This window comes from Pantoea sp. 9140 (genome assembly GCF_000745295.1).
In the GTDB taxonomy this organism is placed as follows: Bacteria; Pseudomonadota; Gammaproteobacteria; order Enterobacterales; family Enterobacteriaceae; genus Pantoea; species Pantoea vagans.
On record NZ_JQNO01000001.1, the window covers coordinates 1 to 17,232 of the forward strand.

Here is a 17,232-nt window from a genome sequence, read left to right on the forward strand (position 1 = left end):
CTAACAGCGTCTGGCAGATGCTGGAATTCATCTTCAACGGCATGGTCTTCCTGATGCTGGGCCTGCAGCTGCCGGACATTCTGCAGACCTCTATCGACCAGGCGCAGGCCGACACCAACGTCGAGCTGTGGATGTTGTTCGCCGATATCGGGCTGGTCTATGCCGCGCTGATGCTGGTGCGTTTTGGCTGGCTGTGGATCATGCAGCGTCTGAGCAAACGCCTGTTGAAGAAGAAGCCGCTGGAGTTCGCGAACTACTCGCTGCGTGAGCTGCTGATCGCCACGTTTGCCGGGGTGCGGGGCGATTACCCTGGCGGGTGTGCTGTCGATTCCACTGTATCTCACCACGGGTGATCCCTTCCCGGCGCGCTATGAGCTGGTGTTTATCGCCACCGGCGTGATTCTGGTCTCATTGCTGGTAGGGGTCGTGATCCTGCCGATTCTGCTGCGCGGCATTGATAGCATCGATAAAGGTGCCCATCGCCGTGAGCTGCAGAATGCCCGTGCGGTGATGGCGGGTGCCGCCATTGAAAGCCTGCATAAGATGGAAGATCGGCTGGAGAATGAGTCGGAAGAGAACATCGATCCGGAACTGCTGAAAGAGGTCAGTCTGCGCGTGATTGGCAACTTACGCCGTCGCGCTGAAGGGAAGAATGATCTTGAGCATGCGCTTTACGCTGAGAACCTTGAGCGTCGCTTCCGCCTGACCGGGCTGCGTGCCGAACGCGCAGAGGTCTATCATCTGCGCGCCACCCAGCAGATCTCCAATGAGACGATGCAGACGTTACTGCACCTGGATCTGCTGGAAGCACTGCTTGAAAAAAGAAAGAACCTGCACGCGCACATTCATGCCAGACAGGCGCGGCGGCCGGCCAGTGCTCGCGACAACAGTTGATCCACGCCTGCGCACTGCGCGACAGATAACTCCCTTCCCGCAGATCAATCCCAGACTCCACTTCAGTTCCGACTCCAGCGGCAGCCACAATAATGACTGCTTATCCAGACGCTGACAGATCGGCTCCGGCAGAATCGCCAGCCCCATCTCCGCCTGCACCATTGCCGCCAGAAAATCCCACTGACCGCTGCGCACCGCCACCGTTGGCGTCAGGTTAAGCCGCTGAAACGCCTGCATCAGCTGGCGATTCAGCGAGAATTCCTCATTGAAAATAAGTAAGGGATGCTCTGCCAGCTCTGCCAGTCCTATCTGCTGGCGGCTGAGCCACTCCGGGCGGCGCGGCAACAGCACGCAGAGCGGATGATGCATCAGGGGCAGCGTGTTCAGCGGCAGCTCAGGGTCAACCGGCAACGCAGTCAGGGCAATATCCAGACTGCCCGCCAGCACCGCCTGCTGTACGGTCAGGCCGCCGAACTCTGAAATTTTCAGCTTCACACCGGGATAGCGACGGCGAAAGGCGGAAATCGATCCCGCTATCTGCATACCCACCATCGGCGGAATACCGAGCCGCAGCTCGCCGGTTTTGAGCTGGTTGATGTCACCAATCTCCGCCTCCAGCTGATGAAACTCCTGCAGGATCGCCAGGCCGCGCTGATAAACTGCCTGGCCGCTGTCGGTAAGGTGCAGACGACGGCCATCTCGCAGGATCAGCGTGCAGCCCAGCTCCTCCTCCAGCTGACGCAGCATTTTGCTGATGGTCGGCTGGGTGACAAACAGCTTTTGCGCCGCACGGGTAAAGCTCTGCTGGCGGACCACTTCAGTAAAGTAACGCAGGGCGCGGACATCCATAACTATTCCTTTAAGGCATGATTGCGATAATTTTAATTCATTTTTTTCACCTTGTGCTGGCGTTTTATACTGGTGACATCAATTTAATCGGGGAGACAAGGTGATGGCGTCAGCACTCACTTTACGCAGCAACCGCGCCATGCAGTGGATCAGCCTGCCGCTGCAGCTGGGTTTCTATATCGGCCTGTTTGTCGCCTGTGACCGGCTGGTGAGCTGGCTACATCTGCCGCTGCCCGCCAACATTGTCGGGATGCTATTGCTGCTGGCGTTAATCGTGACGCGGGTTGTGCCGCTGAACTGGGTAAAAGCCGGATCGCGCTGGCTACTGGCCGAGATGCTGCTGTTCTTTATTCCGGCGGTGGTGGCGGTGGTAAATTATGGCGATCTGCTGCGGGTCGATGGCTGGCGCATCTGCGTGGTGATCGGCGTCAGCACGCTGCTGGTGCTGGCCTCCACCGCCTGGGTGGTGGATCGGCTTTATCACTATGAAGTCGCGCGCGCCGCGCGTAAGCAGGATCCTCATGCGTGATTTTCTGCTCAGCCTGCTGTGTGTGGCGGTTACGCTGCTGGTGTATGCGCTGAATAAACGGCTTTACCGCCGCTGGCGGACGCTGCTGTTAATGCCGCTGGTGATGACGCCGCTGGTGCTGGTGGCACTGCTGCTGCTGACCCACATCAGCTGGCAGGATTACATTGCAGAAAACCACTGGCTGCTCTGGCTGCTGGGCCCGGCGACGCTGGCGTTTGCGGTGCCGGTCTATGAGAACGTGGAGATTATAAAACGCCACTGGCTGTCACTGAGCGCGGGTGTTCTGACCGCCACGCTGGTCGCCGTCTGCAGTTCGGTCTGGCTGGCGCGGCTGCTGACGCTGCCGGAGTCGATCCAGCGCAGTCTGGCGGTGCGATCCATTACTACGCCGTTTGCGCTGGCCGCAGCCGGACCGATTGGCGGTCAGCCCGATCTAGTGGCGCTGTTTGTGGTCATTACCGGCGTGTTTGGCATGGCGGTGGGTGACGTGCTGTTTCTGCGCATCGCGATTAAGCAGGGGTGGCGAAAGGGGCCGGGTTTGGGCTGCGTCACACGGTGCCGGCACAGCTCGCGCTTATCAGCTTGGGCAGCAGGAGGGCGTCGTCGCCAGCCTGGTCATGATGCTCTCGGGCGTCGTGACCGTGATACTGGCTCCGGTGATTGGACACCTGATGTGGACAATATAGTCTACACTGCGTTGCGCAGGGACAGCTGTAATTCTGAACGCGACACGTATTTTTACGTAAAGTTTCCCGGATTTTGTTGTCTCCCCGTTTCAGGCTGTTAACCTTGCGGCCCAATTAATTGTCCTTCACGGAGTGGAATCATGTTTAAGCAACTTGTTACCGGGAGCGCCCTCGGGCTGGTTTTACTGAGTGGTGCTCAGGCGATTGAAGGGAGTGTTGATGTCAGCGAACACAACACCAACCTGAATCTGGGTCTGGGCACCACTACCCCCGGTCTGTTTCTGAAAGGTAACTGGCTGCGTAGCGACCATGACGGCAGCACCTACGGTGCTGGTCTGGGCTACAACGTTGACTTCGGGCCGCTGCGTCTGGCGCCGACGCAAAAGCGATCTTCACCCATCCTGAAGATGGAAAAGATGGGTTTGCGGTGGCGGTGGGTGGTGCAGCGCACTACAGCCTGAACAGCATGTGGGGCCTGTATGGCGAATATTATTATGCGCCAGAGTCGTTCACCGATCAGCTCGACAGCTATCAGGAAGCCGCTGGCGGCCTGAGCTTCACGCCGGTTTCACTGCTTAACCTGCGTGTGGGTTATCAGTACATCGAACTGAACAACAAAGATGGACGCAAAGATAACGTGCTGGTCGATGGCCCGTACGTGGGTGCATCACTGCGCTTCTGATTCTGCTGCGTGAAAGAAAAGGGCGACTACCCAGGTAGCCGCCCTTTTTTATTGTCCGATCGTCAGGAATGAAAATGGCGATCAGTGCGCTTTGCCCTGTTCAATGCCGGTACCGGTCTGCGAACGAATAAATTGTGCGCGGAAAGCGTGAACGCTCCTCTGCGCCCTGCTGCGAATGGTCGGTAATCGAGAAGAGCCAGATACTGACAAAGCCACCACCATCGAGAACAACGCCGGATACTCATACGGGAAAATCGGCGTGGCGTTGCCCAGCACCTGTACCCACACGGTCGGGCCGAGGATCATCAGGATAACCGCGGTCAGCAGACCGAGCCAGCCGCCCACCATCGCGCCACGCGTAGTGAGTTTTGACCAGTACATCGAGAGCAGGATGATCGGGAAGTTACAGCTGGCCGCAATCGAGAAGGCCAGCCCGACCATAAAAGCGATATTCTGCTTCTCAAACAGTATTCCCAGCGCAATCGCCACCACGCCCAGCGCCAGCACGGTAATTTTGGAAACCCGCAGCTCATCTTTCTCGCTCGCCTTGCCTTTACGATAGACGCTGGCGTAGAGGTCATGCGACACCGCTGACGCACCCGCCAGGGTTAAGCCTGCGACTACCGCCAGAATCGTGGCGAAGGCCACCGCAGAGATAAAGCCCAGGAAGGTGCTGCCGCCGACCGCGTTAGCCAGATGCACTGCCGCCATATTGGTGCCACCAATCAGCGCGCCGCTTGCATCTTTGAAGGCCGGGTTCGCACCCACCAGCAGAATCGCTCCGAAGCCGATAATAAAGGTCAGGAAGTAGAAGTAGCCCATAAAGCCGGTGGCCCAGAAGACGCTTTTGCGCGCCTCTTTGGCATCCGCGACGGTGAAGAAGCGCATCAGAATATGCGGCAATCCGGCCGTACCAAACATCAACCCCAGCCCCAGCGACAGCGCCGAGATAGGATCTTTGACCAGCCCGCCAGGCTGCATGATCGCGATGCCTTTGGGATGGACCGCCATCGCCTCGGTGAACAGTGTGTTAAAGCTGAAGTTGGCGCTTTCATCACCATTATGGCCATAAAGGAGGCACCAAACAGCAGCAGCACCGCTTTGATGATCTGCACCCAGGTGGTCGCCAGCATGCCGCCAAACAGCACATACATCACCATCAGAATGCCGACCAGAACCACCGCCACATGATAGTTAAGACCAAACAGCAGCTGGATCAGTTTACCGGCTCCCACCATCTGGGCGATCAGGTAGAGCGCCACCACCACCAGCGAACCGCAGGCTGACAGCGTACGGATCGGCATCTGCTTCAGACGATAGGAGGCGACATCGGCAAAGGTATAGCGACCCAGGTTGCGCAGCCGCTCGGCAATTAAAAACAGAATCATCGGCCAGCCGACCAGGAAGCCGAGCGAGTAGATCAGCCCGTCATAGCCGGAGGTGTAAACCAGCGCCGAAATGCCCAGGAACGAGGCCGCTGACATGAAGTCACCCGCCATCGCCAGGCCATTCTGGAAGCCGGTGATATTGCCGCCTGCGGTGTAGTAGTCGTTACGCGAACGGGTTCGCTTTGACGCCCAGTAAGTAATCCCCAGGGTGGCACCGACGAAAATCGTAAACATGATAATCGCCTGATAGTTAGTCGCCTGGCGCTGCACCGCACCGGTGATCGCATCGGCGGCCAGCGCTGAAAACGGCAACATTAAGGCCAGCAGCCATAAGGTGAGACGGGTCATGATTTCACCTCGCTGAGAATCGCTTTGGTTAAACGGTCAAACTCACCGTTGGCGCGCCAGACATAGACGCCGGTCAGCACAAACGACATCACAATCAGCCCGACACCAATCGGGATACCGCGCGTGACGTTGGTACCGGCATGCAGCGGCGTGCCGAGCCAGCCGGGGCAAATGCAATCAGCAGGATAAAGCCGACATAGAGCACCAGCATGATCAGCGACAGCAGCGTCGCGAACGCCTGGCGCTTACGGACTAACTCATGAAAACGGGGATTACGTTCAATCTGCTGATTGATTGCATCCTGATTCGAAAGGGCGTCATTCATCACATTTTCTCCAGAGGGCTTGCAGGCGAGAACCTCACGACAGGGCGCGGATTCAGCTGGTTATAATTTTTGTGACTAGCGAAACAGACTGCGTAGGGCGGGTGTGGCGGGAAGCGATCTTCCCGCCGGACAGCGTGCGCTTAAGGCATTTTGATCGACTGTTTCTCCTCAAGCAGTTTTTCGACAACGCCAGGATCGGCGAGGGTAGAAGTGTCACCCAGGTTACTGGTATCGCCGGTGGCAATTTTGCGCAGAATACGGCGCATGATTTTGCCGGAGCGGGTTTTCGGCAGTGAGTCGGTCCAGTGCAGTACATCCGGCGTGGCGAGCGGGCCAATCTCTTTGCGGACCCACTGACGCACTTCGGTGTACAGCTCTGGCGACGGCTCTTCGCCGTGATTCAGCGTGATATAGGCGTAAATCGCCTGACCTTTAATGCTGTGCGGAATCCCGACCACGGCCGCTTCGGCAATTTTAGGATGCGACACCAGCGCCGATTCAATCTCGGCAGTGCCAAGACGGTGACCGGAGACGTTGAGCACGTCGTCGACACGTCCGGTGATCCAATAGTAGCCATCTTCATCGCGACGGGCACCGTCACCACTGAAGTAGACGTTTTTAAAGGTGGAGAAGTAGGTCTGCTCGAAACGGTCATGATCGCCAAAGAGGGTGCGCGCCTGTCCTGGCCAGGACTCGGTGATCACCAGATTGCCTTCACAGGCACCTTCCTGGGGCTGACCTTCGTTATCCACCAGCGCCGGTTGTACGCCAAAGAAGGGTCGGGTGGCGGAACCTGCTTTCAGTTCGGTCGCACCCGGCAATGGCGTGATCATGAAGCCCCCGGTTTCGGTCTGCCACCAGGTATCCACTATCGGACAGCGGCTGTTGCCGATTTTTTTGTAGTACCACTCCCAGGCTTCCGGGTTAATGGGCTCACCGACCGATCCCATAATGCGCAGGCTGCTGCGATCGGTACCTTCAATGGCCTTGTCTCCTTCGGCATCAGTGCACGGATGGCGGTGGGTGCGGTGTAGAGCAGGGTGACTTTATGTTTATCGACCACTTCCGCCATACGGCTCGGCGTTGGCCAGTTCGGCACCCCTTCAAACATCAGCGTGGTGGCACCGCACGCCAGCGGGCCATAAATCAGATAGCTGTGTCCTGTTACCCAGCCGACATCGGCGGTACACCAGTAAATGTCATCCTGATGATAATCAAAGACGAACTTAAAGGTGGTGGCGGCATAAACCAGATAACCGCCGGTGGTATGCAGCACGCCTTTGGGTTTGCCGGTAAGAGCCAGAGGTATAAAGGATAAACAGCGGATCTTCCGCGCCAACTTCGGCTGCAGAGTGGTTGGTGCTGGCGTCCCGCATCAGGTCATGCCACCACCGATCTCGGCCTTCAACCCAGCCTACATCTTTGCCGGTGCGCTGGAACACCACCACGTTTTTCACGCTGGTGACATTCGGATTTTTTAACGCGTCATCGACATTTTTCTTCAGCGGAATACTGCGACCGGCGCGGATCCCTTCATCGGCGGTAATCACCAGCGAGGCGCTGGAGTCGACGAATGCGGCCAGCGACCGCTTCCGGTGAAAAGCCGCCAAAGATCACGGAGTGAACGGCACCGATACGCGCACAGGCCAGCATCGCCACCGCCGCTTCCGGCACCATCGGCATGTAGATCGCCACCACGTCGCCTTTTTTCACTTCCAGTAACTCCAGCACATTGGCGAAGCGACAGACTTCAGCATGCAGCTGGCGGAAGGTCAGGGTTTTGCTTTCGCTGGCGTCGTCGCCTTCCCAGATAATCGCCGGGTGATCGCCGCGCGTCGCTAAATGACGGTCAAGGCAGTTTGCCGCCAGGTTGAGCGTGCCATCTTCGTACCAGCGAATGTTAATGTTACCTGGCGCAAACGAGCAATTTTTCACCTTGCTGTAAGGTTTAATCCAGTCAAGGATTTTGCCCTGTTCGCCCCAGAAACTGTCTGGATCGTCGACAGATTGCTGATACATCGCCTGGTACTGTTCAGCCGTAATCAGGGTGTTTGCTGCAATGTTCTCTGGAACGGGATGTTTATGTATTTGGCTCATGGCGGATCTCCTTGAAGATGTTAATGATATGTCAATCAATGGTTAATTGAAGCCTGCGCCATAGCTTTGTTTCTTTTTTGCGCCACAGATCACGAGATAAACCTCTTCGGGAGAAGCGTGAAGCCGTTCTGATATTTCTGGTTAACTCTCTGGCGGCGAGGGGGAATTAAGAAGCGGTGTCATCCGGGATTAGACTGGATAAAAAGCAAGCAAACGCGCCGGACGCGTTTTTAACCCACTCTGCATAGCTATGCGGAAATTCATCTAAGTATTACTTTTCATAACAGCAGGTTAGGGATTTTTACTTCCGGCAGCACTTTATGCTACTCAGGTGGCTAACTTTTAATCGGATTCGCCAGGGGTTGCATTTACCACAGTGAAAATGGTACTTATCTCGCCCCTGTTCTGCAGGTATCAACTCAGACCGCGTCTGAAAATGGGTATGGGAATCATCAGATTTTCATACGAGGCGCTGTTTCTAAACACCCTCTAATTTACCGGGCTTTTTGCTCACTCCCTGTGTGTATTGTCTTCTGCACCTTCGCAGTAGAGAGAAACGGGTTTTGACTGAGGAAATTACGCGTTATGAAAGGTTTTAAAATCAGCCTGGCCTGGCAGATTCTGACAGCCCTGGTGCTCGGCATCGTTGTGGGTGCTGTGTTGCATAATCAGCCAGACAATCGTGAATGGTTAGTCACCAACATTCTCAGTCCTGCAGGCGATATCTTTATTCATCTTATCAAGATGATTGTGGTACCGATTGTGATTTCATCCCTGATTGTCGGCATCGCTGGTGTGGGTGATGCAAAGAAGCTGGGACGCATCGGCGTCAAAACGATTCTCTACTTTGAAGTGATCACCACCATTGCCATTGTGGTCGGTATTACGCTGGCCAACGTATTTCAACCCGGCACCGGCATTGATATGTCAACGCTGGCAACGGTGGACATCTCTAAATATGAAGCCACAACGGCAGAGGTACAGGGCGGTCCGCACAGCCTGGTGACCACCATTCTGTCGCTGATCCCGCAGAATATTTTCGCCTCTATGGCGAAGGGCGACATGCTGCCGATTATCTTCTTCTCGGTGCTGTTTGGCTTAGGCCTGTCGTCACTGCCGTCAGAACAGCGCGATCCGCTGGTGAACCTGTTCCGTGGTATCTCTGAAGCGATGTTTAAAGTGACGCACATGATCATGCGTTATGCGCCGGTCGGTGTGTTTGCGCTGATCGCGGTGACGATTGCTAACTTCGGTTTTGCCTCGCTGTGGCCGCTGGCTAAGCTGGTGCTGCTGGTTTATGCGGCGATTCTGTTCTTCGCCTTTGTGGTGCTGGGCGGGGTAGCGCGCTTCTGTAAGCTGCGCATTACCACGCTGATGCGTATCCTGAAAGATGAGCTGATTCTCTCTTACTCCACGTCCAGCTCGGAAACCGTGTTACCCCGCATCATGGAGAAGATGGAAGCTTACGGCGCGCCGAAAGCGATCACCAGCTTCGTGGTGCCGACCGGTTATTCATTTAATCTGGATGGTTCAACGCTGTATCAGAGCATCGCGGCGATCTTTATTGCGCAGCTGTACGGCATTGACCTGTCGCTGACTGATGAGATTGTGCTGGTTCTGACGCTGATGGTGACCTCGAAAGGGATCGCTGGCGTGCCAGGCGTATCCTTCGTGGTGCTGCTGGCTACGCTGGGCAGCGTCGGCATTCCGCTGGAAGGTCTGGCGTTTATCGCCGGTGTTGACCGCATCATGGACATGGCGCGTACCGCGCTGAATGTGGTCGGTAACGCGCTGGCAGTGCTGGTGATTGCCCGCTGGGAAAACCAGTTCGACGCCGAACAGGCGAAAGCGTATGAGCTGCAGCTGCGGACGCAGACGGCAAGCTGAGAACAGCGCTAACGTAAAAAGGGCTCAACGAAAGTTGGGCCCTTTTTGTTTGTGCGGCTTAGTTCTTACCTGCTCAATAGAGCAGAAATGAAAGATCAGCCTTTGTGCCGTTCAGTCGGGCACAAAGGCAGGCTGTGTAAAGTCGGCATAAACCCGTCCCTGGGCCTCGGCCGCCGGTTACTCGCCTCATCCATGAGGCTCGCCCGCAAGCGGGCCAGCGCTTTACGTTGTTCAAAAACGCTCCAGGCGTTTTTGTCCATGCGGCGGATGCTTTACTCCGCTACTCATGTTTATTCGCCACACTTGTTCGAACAGCAGTAAAACAGCCTGAGGGAAGAAAAGGTTCACCTGAAGAGTAAAGCGTCCCACGCCAGGGACGGCGTGGGACGAGCGTCATGGATGACGAATGCGTCTTTACGATCAGGTGAACCTTTTCTGACCGGCTCCGATTTCCCAGCAACACTACTCACACACCCTGCGCCCAGGCCGGAATGCACAGCATTTAAACTCCGTATACCAGTCACCCTGCTTAAACTCAACGCTGTCCCGCCCACTCCCCGCAACATGATTCACCCCACATCCATTGAAAAAAGATCTCACTCAATGAATTAATCATTCGTTATGATGTTTTGTAATTTGAATAATTTATTCCTTAACGGAGCCCGCCATGAAACTCGACCTCAGCCAGATGATCACCGAAGGCCGCAACCCGGCCAGCCAGAACATCGATGAACTCTCAACCGAAGCGATGCTGCGCGTCATTAATGATGAAGATAAAAAGGTGGCGCTGGCGGTAGAGGCCATCGTGCCGCAGATCGCCGACGCCGTTGACGCCATCTGCGCTGCGTTCCAGGCGGGTGGGCGATTAATCTATTGCGGTGCGGGCACCTCCGGGCGACTCGGCATCCTGGATGCCAGCGAGTGTCCGCCTACTTTTGGTACGCCACGCGAGCAGGTCATCGGCCTGATTGCCGGCGGTCATACCGCCATACTCCAGGCGGTCGAAAATGCCGAAGATAACCGGGAACAGGGCGCGCAGGATCTGAAAGATATCCACTTCAGCCGCCACGATGTGCTGGTCGGTATCGCCGCCAGCGGCCGCACACCTTACGTGCTCGGTGCGCTGGCTTACGCCAACGAGCTTGGCGCAACCACCGTGTCGCTCACCTGTAATCCCGGCAGCGCCATGTCGCAGGTCGCTGCGATTGCGCTCACGCCGGTGGTCGGCCCGGAAGTGGTCACCGGCTCCTCACGGATGAAAGCGGGCACGGCACAAAAACTGGTGCTCAACATGCTCACCACAGGCTCGATGATCCGCAGCGGAAAAGTCTACGGCAACCTGATGGTTGATGTGGAAGCGACCAACCAGAAACTGGTGCAGCGCCAGGTCAACATCGTCATGCAGGCCACGGACTGTGATGACGCGACCGCCAGCGCTGCGCTTACCGCCTGCGGCGGACACTGCAAAACCGCGATCCTGATGGTGCTGGCTGACCTGGCCGCCGATGAGGCGAAAGCGCTGCTCAGTCAGCATCAGGGCTTTATCCGTCAGGCTCTGCAGGCAGCGGGAGCACGCTAATGGCGAAAATCACCGAAGCACTGTTGCGTGACATCCTGCAGGCGGTCGGTGGCGCGCAAAATATCGCGGCCTGTGGTCACTGCATGACGCGGCTCCGCCTGACGCTAAATCAGCCGGAACAGGCTGATCTGGCAGGATTAAAAAGCCTGCCGGGCGTGCTGGGCGTTATCGACAGCGAGGCGCAGTTACAGATTGTGCTTGGGCCAGGCAAAGCGCAAACCGCCGCCGAGGGGATACAGAGCCTGCTGGCGCAGGGCGATACCGCGCTGGCACCGCGGGGTGAAACAGCCGATCTTAGCCAGCGGGCGGCGCAGCAAAAGCAGCAGCTAAAGGCAAAACAGACCAGCGGCGTGCATCAGTTTCTGTCGCGCTTCGCGACTATTTTCACCCCGCTGATTCCGGGTTTTATCGGCGCGGGGCTGCTGCTGGGCTTTGCCACGCTGATTGAACAGAGCCTCCACCTTAATGCGCCCGGCGACCATGCGCCCTGGCTGCTGCACACCGTGGCGTATATGAAAGTGTTTGGCAAAGGGCTGTTTACCTTTCTCAGCATCCTGATTGGTTACAACGCGCAAAAAGCCTTTGGCGGCAGCGGCGTCAATGGTGCCATCATCGCCTCACTGTTTGTGCTCGGCTATGTGCCCACCGCCACCACCGGCTACTACAGCGGCATGGAGAGCTTCTTTGGCCTGACGATCGACCCGCGCGGCAACATTATTGGTGTGCTGATGGCGGCGATTATCGGGGCGTGGATTGAGAAACGGCTGCGCAAAATCATTCCCGACAACCTCGATATGATCCTGACTTCACTGTTTACGCTGGTGATTACCGGGGCCATCACCTATCTGCTCATCATGCCGCTGGGTGGTGAACTGTTTAAGGGGATGTCGTGGCTGTTTATCCATCTCAATAACAATCCCTTTGGCTGTGCGCTGCTGGCCGGGCTATTCCTGATCGCGGTGATGTTCGGCATCCATCAGGGCTTTATTCCGGTCTACTTTGCGCTGATGGAAACGCAGGGTTTTAACTCGCTGTTTCCGATTCTGGCGATGGCGGGCGCAGGGCAGGTCGGTGCATCCCTGGCGCTGTGGTGCAAAGCAGAAAAAGGCGCGCTGTTACGGGCGCAGATCAAAGGAGCTATCGTGCCCGGCCTGCTGGGTGTTGGAGAACCGCTGATCTACGGCGTCACGCTGCCGCGCCTCAAGCCGTTTATCACCGCCTGTGGCGGCGGGGCACTGGGCGGTTTCTTTATCGGTCTGGTGGCGTGGCTGGGTTTGCCGGTCGGGATGAATACGGTATTCGGACCCTCCGGGCTGGTCACGCTGCCGCTGATGACCTCCAGCCAGGGGATCTTCGCCGGTATGGCGGTTTATCTGGCCGGGCTGATGGTGGCCTGGAGCGGCGGATTTCTGCTGACCTGGTGGTTCGGCACCCGAAATGTCGACCTCAGCTAGCCGACTGCCGGAATTCTGAAATCCGGCTAACGGATAAATAATCACCTGAAAATGTGAAAGCCGCTGCAAAGCGGCTTTTTTATTGCCAGTAATTTAACTTAATCGCTAAAGAGTAGGCGGACGGATGCCGAAAACATAAAAAAAGGTAATCGTTATTTCTCAGCCCACCGTTTTCACGCTGACACGCAGACTGTCACGTGCAGGACGTCGGGTCTTCAAGGACTTTTGATGCGTAACAACCAGCCTGTCTCTCAGCGTGAATATCAGTTTGACGATCATGCGACACTCATGTCGACCACCGATCTCAGCAGCCACATCACTTATGCCAACGATGCCTTCATTGAAGCGAGTGGATTCTCTGCCGACGAGATTAACGGCCAGCCGCATAACATGGTGCGTCATCCCGATATGCCTCCAGAAGCGTTTGCTGACATGTGGGCGACGCTGAAACAGGGTGAACCCTGGACTGCACTGGTTAAGAACCGCCGTAAAAATGGCGATCACTACTGGGTGCGGGCTAATGCCATTCCGGTGGTGCGCGACGGTAAAGTGCAGGGCTATATGTCAGTACGCACCAAACCCACGGCAGAGGAAGTCCGTCAGACCGAAGCGCTCTATCAGGATTTTCGTGAAGGTCGGGCCAGAGGGCGACGTTTTCACAAAGGCCTGCTGGTTCGCAGCGGCTGGCGTCGTCCCGCCTCTATCCTGAAAACGCTGCCCCTGCGCTGGCGGATCCGCAGTACGCTGCTGGCGTTACTGCCCCTCTCGGTGGCAGGCGTCTGGGCGCTGGGCATGACGCACGCAGCACTGGCCGGCTTTGCCGCAGGCATGGCGGCGCTACTCACACTGAGCAGTCTGTGGCTGGAGCAGCAGATTTCACGGCCTATCGAGCGGATGTGCAAACAGGCGCTGAGCGTGGCGACCGGTGCGAGTCACAAGGTCGAGCAGATGGATCGCGTTGATGAGGTCGGCGTCACGCTGCGCGCTATCGGTCAGCTCGGATTGATGTTCCGCTGGCTGGTGGATGATGTCAGCGGTCAGGCGATCAACGTGCTGAGCGCCAGCGACGCCATCGCCCGCAGCAATAACGAACTGAGCCGACGTACGGAGCAGGCCGCCGCTAATGTACAGCAGACTGCAGCCACCATGAACGAAATGACCGCCACGGTGAAGAGCAATACTGAAACGGCGAACGAGGTGAATACCCTGTCAGCTGACACCAGCCAGGCAGCCAGCAAAGGCGGTGAAGTAATGACCGAGATGATGGGCATGATGGGCGAAATTGCTGACAGTTCAAAGCGGATTGCCAATATTACCAGCGTTATTGACGGCATTGCATTCCAGACCAATATTCTGGCGCTGAACGCCGCAGTAGAAGCGGCACGGGCCGGTGAGCAGGGCAAAGGCTTTGCGGTGGTGGCAGGCGAAGTTCGTAGCCTCGCACAGCGCAGCGCCAAAGCCGCCAGCGAAATCAAAATGCTGGTCGAAACCAGTGCCAGCCGCGTTCAGTCGGGCAATGAGCACGCCAGCGCGGCGGGCCGGACGATGCAGGATATCGTTTCGCAGGTACAGAATGTGACTGCCCTGATCGCTCAGATTAGCGCCGCCACGGCCGAACAGGCAACCGCGCTCAGCGAAGTCAGTTCAGCGGTGGAAGATCTCGATGACATCACCCACCAGAACGCCGCCCGCGTAACAGAAAGCGCCGAGGCTTCAGGTCGCATGACCCACCAGGCTAACCGGCTAGTGGAAGCGATTAGCGTGTTTCGTTAAGAGATTAGATTACGAGGCCAGCGCCTGCGTGCCGTCGCGTCCGGCACGCAGCGCGCCTGGCGACTGCCCGACAATCCGCTTGAAGGCGCGACTGAACGCCGCAATCGAGCCGTAGCCGAGATGATAAGCGACGGCTTCCACCGCTTCGCCATTGTTTACAATCCGTTGCACCGCCAGCCGCATCCGCAATTCGGTCAGATATCGCAGCGGCGTCATGCCGGTAGCCGTGAGAAAACGTCCGGCGAACACCGAACGCGAACAGCCCGCCACGCTGGCGAGTCGCGCCACCGTCCAGTTTTCGCCCGGCTCCCGATGCATCGCGGCAATCGCCTGGCTCAGACGCGGATCGCGCATCGCCTGCACCAGCCCGCTACTCTGGCCGCAGCCGTTCTCTACCCAGCCGCGAACTATCAGCGCGGCAACCACATCAGCCAGACGCGACAGAATCCCGGCAAATCCCGCCTGGCGGGTCCGCGATTCCCGCTCCATCGCCGCCAGAATAGGCTGAATCTCCGGGTACTGCGACAGCAGCGTACTCACCAGCATCACATCCGGCATGGTGTTGATCAGCGGTTGCATGCCGCCAAGCTCAAACGCCATGCAGGCGCTGAACAGCAGCACGCTGTGCTCGTCATCACAGGCATCTTCCGGTGCGGCAATCGCACAGACGCTGTCGCAAATCGGCTTACTCGCCATGTTCTTAATACACTGGCAGTCCGCCTCCTCACTGGAGATCAGGCTGTGTGGCTTACCGTGCGGCACCAGCAGCGCATCACCGCTGTTGAGCTGAAACACCTCACCGGAGGCGCCGCGTACCAGCAGTGAACCGCGCCCGACAAAGTGAAACTGCGCCCGCCCCGGCGCGTGCTCATAATGCAGCCCGAACGGCGCGCTTACCGCGATACGCTGATAGTTCACGCCATACAAACGCATTCCCATCAGCAGCTCACTGGTCAGATCTCCATAGTGGCTCATACGATTCCAGACGAATTATCAAAAATGAAGGTGTAAGCATCATAGATCGTCCTGACGCTCCACTCTATGCTCTCACTCACTTTTTTATCTTCCGGAGAAGCAGCATGAGTCTGACAACCGAAGTGGCTGATGAGGTTTCCTCGCCGACCCGTCCCGCCTGGGGCGCGGTGTTTGCTATGGCGTTTGGGGTGTTCAGCCTGATTACCGCCGAATTTTTACCTGTGAGTCTGCTGACGCCAATGGCCCACAGCCTGGGCGTTTCAGAAGGGCAGGCGGGACAGACCGTTACTATTACCGCGCTGGTGGCGCTGTTTACCAGTCTGGTTACCGGCAGCGTCACGCGGCGCATCGATCGCCGCATCGTTATGCTGGTGTTCTCGCTATTGCTGATCGCCTCGGCGCTGATGGTAGCGTTTGCGGCTGACCTGACGGTGATCCTGCTGGCGCGGGTGCTGCTGGGGATGGCCATTGGCGGCTTCTGGACGCTCTCAACGGCCATCACCATGCGTCTGGTACCCACCGATCAGGTACCGCGTGCGCTCTCTATTGTCTTCAGCGGGATCTCGCTGGCGACGATTATCGCCACGCCACTTGGCAGCTATCTCGGTGGACTGGTGGGCTGGCGCAACATCTTTATGCTGACCGCCGGACTGGGTGCGGTGGCGCTGCTGTGGCAGTTCTTTACCCTGCCCGCCATGCCAGCAGAGAACAAAGCCCGTAATGGCGGCGTGCTGGCGCTCCTGCGTATCGGCGTGATGCGCTGGGGCATGCTGGCGGTGATCATGATGTTTACCGGCCACTTCGCTTTCTTCACCTATCTGCGTCCATTCCTGGAAGGCGTTGCACAGCTCAATCTTAATCAGCTGTCGCTGGCGCTACTCGCCTTTGGCGTGGCGAACTTCTTTGGTACCTCGCTGGCGGGTTTCCTGGTCACCCGTAGCGTATCGCTGACGCTGAGCGGGATGGCGCTGTTAATGAGCGTCACTGCGCTGATGCTGGTGAGCTTTGGCGATGTCAGCTGGATGGTAGGCGCAGGCGTGGCAATCTGGGGGATGGCATTTGGTTCGATGCCAACTGGCTGGTCAACCTGGATTTCGCGCGCGGTGCCGGATGACGCGGAATCGGGCGGCGGGTTACTGGTCGCCACCATTCAGCTGGCGATTACCGTCGGCGCGGCTGCGGGCGGCTGGATGTTTGACCTGCGCGGAGCAGGCGGCGTGTTCGTTGCCAGTGGCGTGCTGATGCTGCTGGCTGCACTGACTATCTTCACGCGGGTGCGGCATCACGGTTAATCTTCTGAGGGCAGCGCATTATGCTGCCTTTTTTTATGGTAGTGGGTTATTAACCTTTTGAGCGATAACTGTGCGATACGTGCTTTTTATGTTCAGTTTTACTGAAAGAGTTAAGCAAAACCCTCCGCTTTTTACTGATCAATTTCCGGACTAATATATCTATCAACAAGGCAGCACGCCTTACCTGATAAAAATTAACCGAGGAATTGACCATGAAATCTATCAAAACTTTTGCAGTTGTTATCGCGCTTTCTGTTCTGCCATTCGCCAGCTTCGCGCAATCTGTGACCGCCATCGACTCTACGCTGGATGGTGCAGAAGCGAAAATTGCTGCACAGGCGCAGGAAGCTGGTGCTTCATATAAAATCACTGAAGCTTACACCAACAACGGCGTTCACATGACCGCTGAGCTGCTGAAATAAAACGCTTTACCCTCTTGTGCTGACAGGACGCCTCCGGGCGTCCTGGCTTCGT

General features: G+C 57.1%; 8 protein-coding genes and 7 pseudogenes. 10 read left to right on the top strand and 5 right to left on the bottom strand.

Going from position 1 to position 17,232, the window contains the following annotated elements; all coding sequences use genetic code 11:
• Positions 1-828 (top strand): annotated as a pseudogene (locus FA92_RS00005) (Na+/H+ antiporter); the annotation flags it as partial.
• A 40-nt stretch (positions 829-868) separates the two neighbouring features.
• On the opposite strand, the pseudogene FA92_RS00010 reads toward FA92_RS00005, so the two are convergent.
• Positions 869-1,743, bottom strand: a pseudogene (locus FA92_RS00010) (LysR family transcriptional regulator); the annotation flags it as partial.
• A gap of 103 nt (positions 1,744-1,846) precedes the next feature.
• Here FA92_RS00010 and FA92_RS00015 point away from each other — a divergent pair.
• From FA92_RS00015 to FA92_RS00025, 3 genes and pseudogenes are all read left to right on the top strand, one after another.
• Positions 1,847-2,272, top strand: a complete 426-nt coding sequence (locus FA92_RS00015; protein ID WP_013359803.1) for a CidA/LrgA family protein — start codon at positions 1,847-1,849, stop codon at positions 2,270-2,272.
• Positions 2,265-2,958: pseudogene (locus FA92_RS00020) on the top strand (LrgB family protein). Before FA92_RS00015 ends, FA92_RS00020 begins: the two are co-directional and overlap by 8 nt.
• A gap of 140 nt (positions 2,959-3,098) precedes the next feature.
• Positions 3,099-3,640 (top strand): annotated as a pseudogene (locus FA92_RS00025) (YfaZ family outer membrane protein).
• A gap of 81 nt (positions 3,641-3,721) precedes the next feature.
• Here the strand turns inward: FA92_RS00025 and FA92_RS00030 are convergent.
• The 3 pseudogenes from FA92_RS00030 to acs all read right to left on the bottom strand — a co-directional run bounded on the left by FA92_RS00030 (position 3,722) and on the right by acs (position 7,798).
• Positions 3,722-5,376: pseudogene (locus FA92_RS00030) on the bottom strand (cation acetate symporter).
• Positions 5,373-5,701, bottom strand: a pseudogene (locus tag FA92_RS00035) (DUF485 domain-containing protein). Before FA92_RS00035 ends, FA92_RS00030 begins: the two co-directional pseudogenes overlap by 4 nt.
• Positions 5,702-5,841: 140 nt before the next feature.
• Positions 5,842-7,798, bottom strand: a pseudogene (acs, locus tag FA92_RS00040) (acetate--CoA ligase).
• A gap of 585 nt (positions 7,799-8,383) precedes the next feature.
• Here acs and gltP point away from each other — a divergent pair.
• The 4 genes from gltP to FA92_RS00060 all read left to right on the top strand — a co-directional run bounded on the left by gltP (position 8,384) and on the right by FA92_RS00060 (position 14,491).
• The gene (gltP, locus tag FA92_RS00045; protein WP_013359809.1) at positions 8,384-9,685 is read left to right on the top strand and encodes a glutamate/aspartate:proton symporter GltP; all 1,302 of its coding nucleotides are present in this window, start codon (positions 8,384-8,386) and stop codon (positions 9,683-9,685) included.
• Between the two features lie 667 nt (positions 9,686-10,352).
• Complete coding sequence (gene murQ / locus FA92_RS00050; protein WP_033781566.1) at positions 10,353-11,264, top strand: N-acetylmuramic acid 6-phosphate etherase; 912 nt, start codon at positions 10,353-10,355, stop codon at positions 11,262-11,264.
• Positions 11,264-12,718 carry a PTS N-acetylmuramic acid transporter subunit IIBC gene (gene murP / locus FA92_RS00055; protein ID WP_033781567.1) on the top strand — a complete coding sequence of 485 codons (1,455 nt, stop codon included), beginning with the start codon at positions 11,264-11,266 and terminating at the stop codon, positions 12,716-12,718. The genes murQ and murP overlap by 1 nt, the downstream gene beginning before the upstream one ends.
• Before the next feature lie 228 nt (positions 12,719-12,946).
• The gene (locus FA92_RS00060) at positions 12,947-14,491 is read left to right on the top strand and encodes a PAS domain-containing methyl-accepting chemotaxis protein (RefSeq protein ID WP_013359812.1); all 1,545 of its coding nucleotides are present in this window, start codon (positions 12,947-12,949) and stop codon (positions 14,489-14,491) included.
• Positions 14,492-14,500: 9 nt separating this feature from the next.
• On the opposite strand, the gene FA92_RS00065 is transcribed toward FA92_RS00060, so the two are convergent.
• Positions 14,501-15,466: an AraC family transcriptional regulator gene (locus tag FA92_RS00065; protein ID WP_013359813.1), complete on the bottom strand. Its 966-nt coding sequence runs from the start codon at positions 15,464-15,466 to the stop codon at positions 14,501-14,503.
• 104 nt (positions 15,467-15,570) lie between these two features.
• On the opposite strand from FA92_RS00065, the gene FA92_RS00070 reads away from it, so the two are divergent.
• Both FA92_RS00070 and FA92_RS00075 read left to right on the top strand, forming a co-directional pair.
• Positions 15,571-16,758 (top strand): MFS transporter, encoded by a 1,188-nt coding sequence (locus FA92_RS00070; protein WP_033734929.1) that lies wholly within the window; start codon positions 15,571-15,573, stop codon positions 16,756-16,758.
• A 212-nt stretch (positions 16,759-16,970) separates the two neighbouring features.
• Positions 16,971-17,180 carry a DUF1471 domain-containing protein gene (locus FA92_RS00075; RefSeq protein WP_033781568.1) on the top strand — a complete coding sequence of 70 codons (210 nt, stop codon included), beginning with the start codon at positions 16,971-16,973 and terminating at the stop codon, positions 17,178-17,180.
• Positions 17,181-17,232 lie beyond the last annotated feature (52 nt).

Excerpts from the sequence above, each read along its gene's own strand:
- FA92_RS00070 (WP_033734929.1), top strand. The coding sequence starts at position 15,571 with ATGAGTCTGACAACCGAAGTGGCTGATGAGGTTTCCTCGCCGACCCGT.
- FA92_RS00060 (WP_013359812.1), top strand. The coding sequence starts at position 12,947 with ATGCGTAACAACCAGCCTGTCTCTCAGCGTGAATATCAGTTTGACGAT.
- murP (WP_033781567.1), top strand. The coding sequence starts at position 11,264 with ATGGCGAAAATCACCGAAGCACTGTTGCGTGACATCCTGCAGGCGGTC.
- FA92_RS00075 (WP_033781568.1), top strand. The coding sequence starts at position 16,971 with ATGAAATCTATCAAAACTTTTGCAGTTGTTATCGCGCTTTCTGTTCTG.
- FA92_RS00015 (WP_013359803.1), top strand. The coding sequence starts at position 1,847 with ATGGCGTCAGCACTCACTTTACGCAGCAACCGCGCCATGCAGTGGATC.
- gltP (WP_013359809.1), top strand. The coding sequence starts at position 8,384 with ATGAAAGGTTTTAAAATCAGCCTGGCCTGGCAGATTCTGACAGCCCTG.
- murQ (WP_033781566.1), top strand. The coding sequence starts at position 10,353 with ATGAAACTCGACCTCAGCCAGATGATCACCGAAGGCCGCAACCCGGCC.
- FA92_RS00065 (WP_013359813.1), bottom strand. The coding sequence starts at position 15,466 with ATGAGCCACTATGGAGATCTGACCAGTGAGCTGCTGATGGGAATGCGT.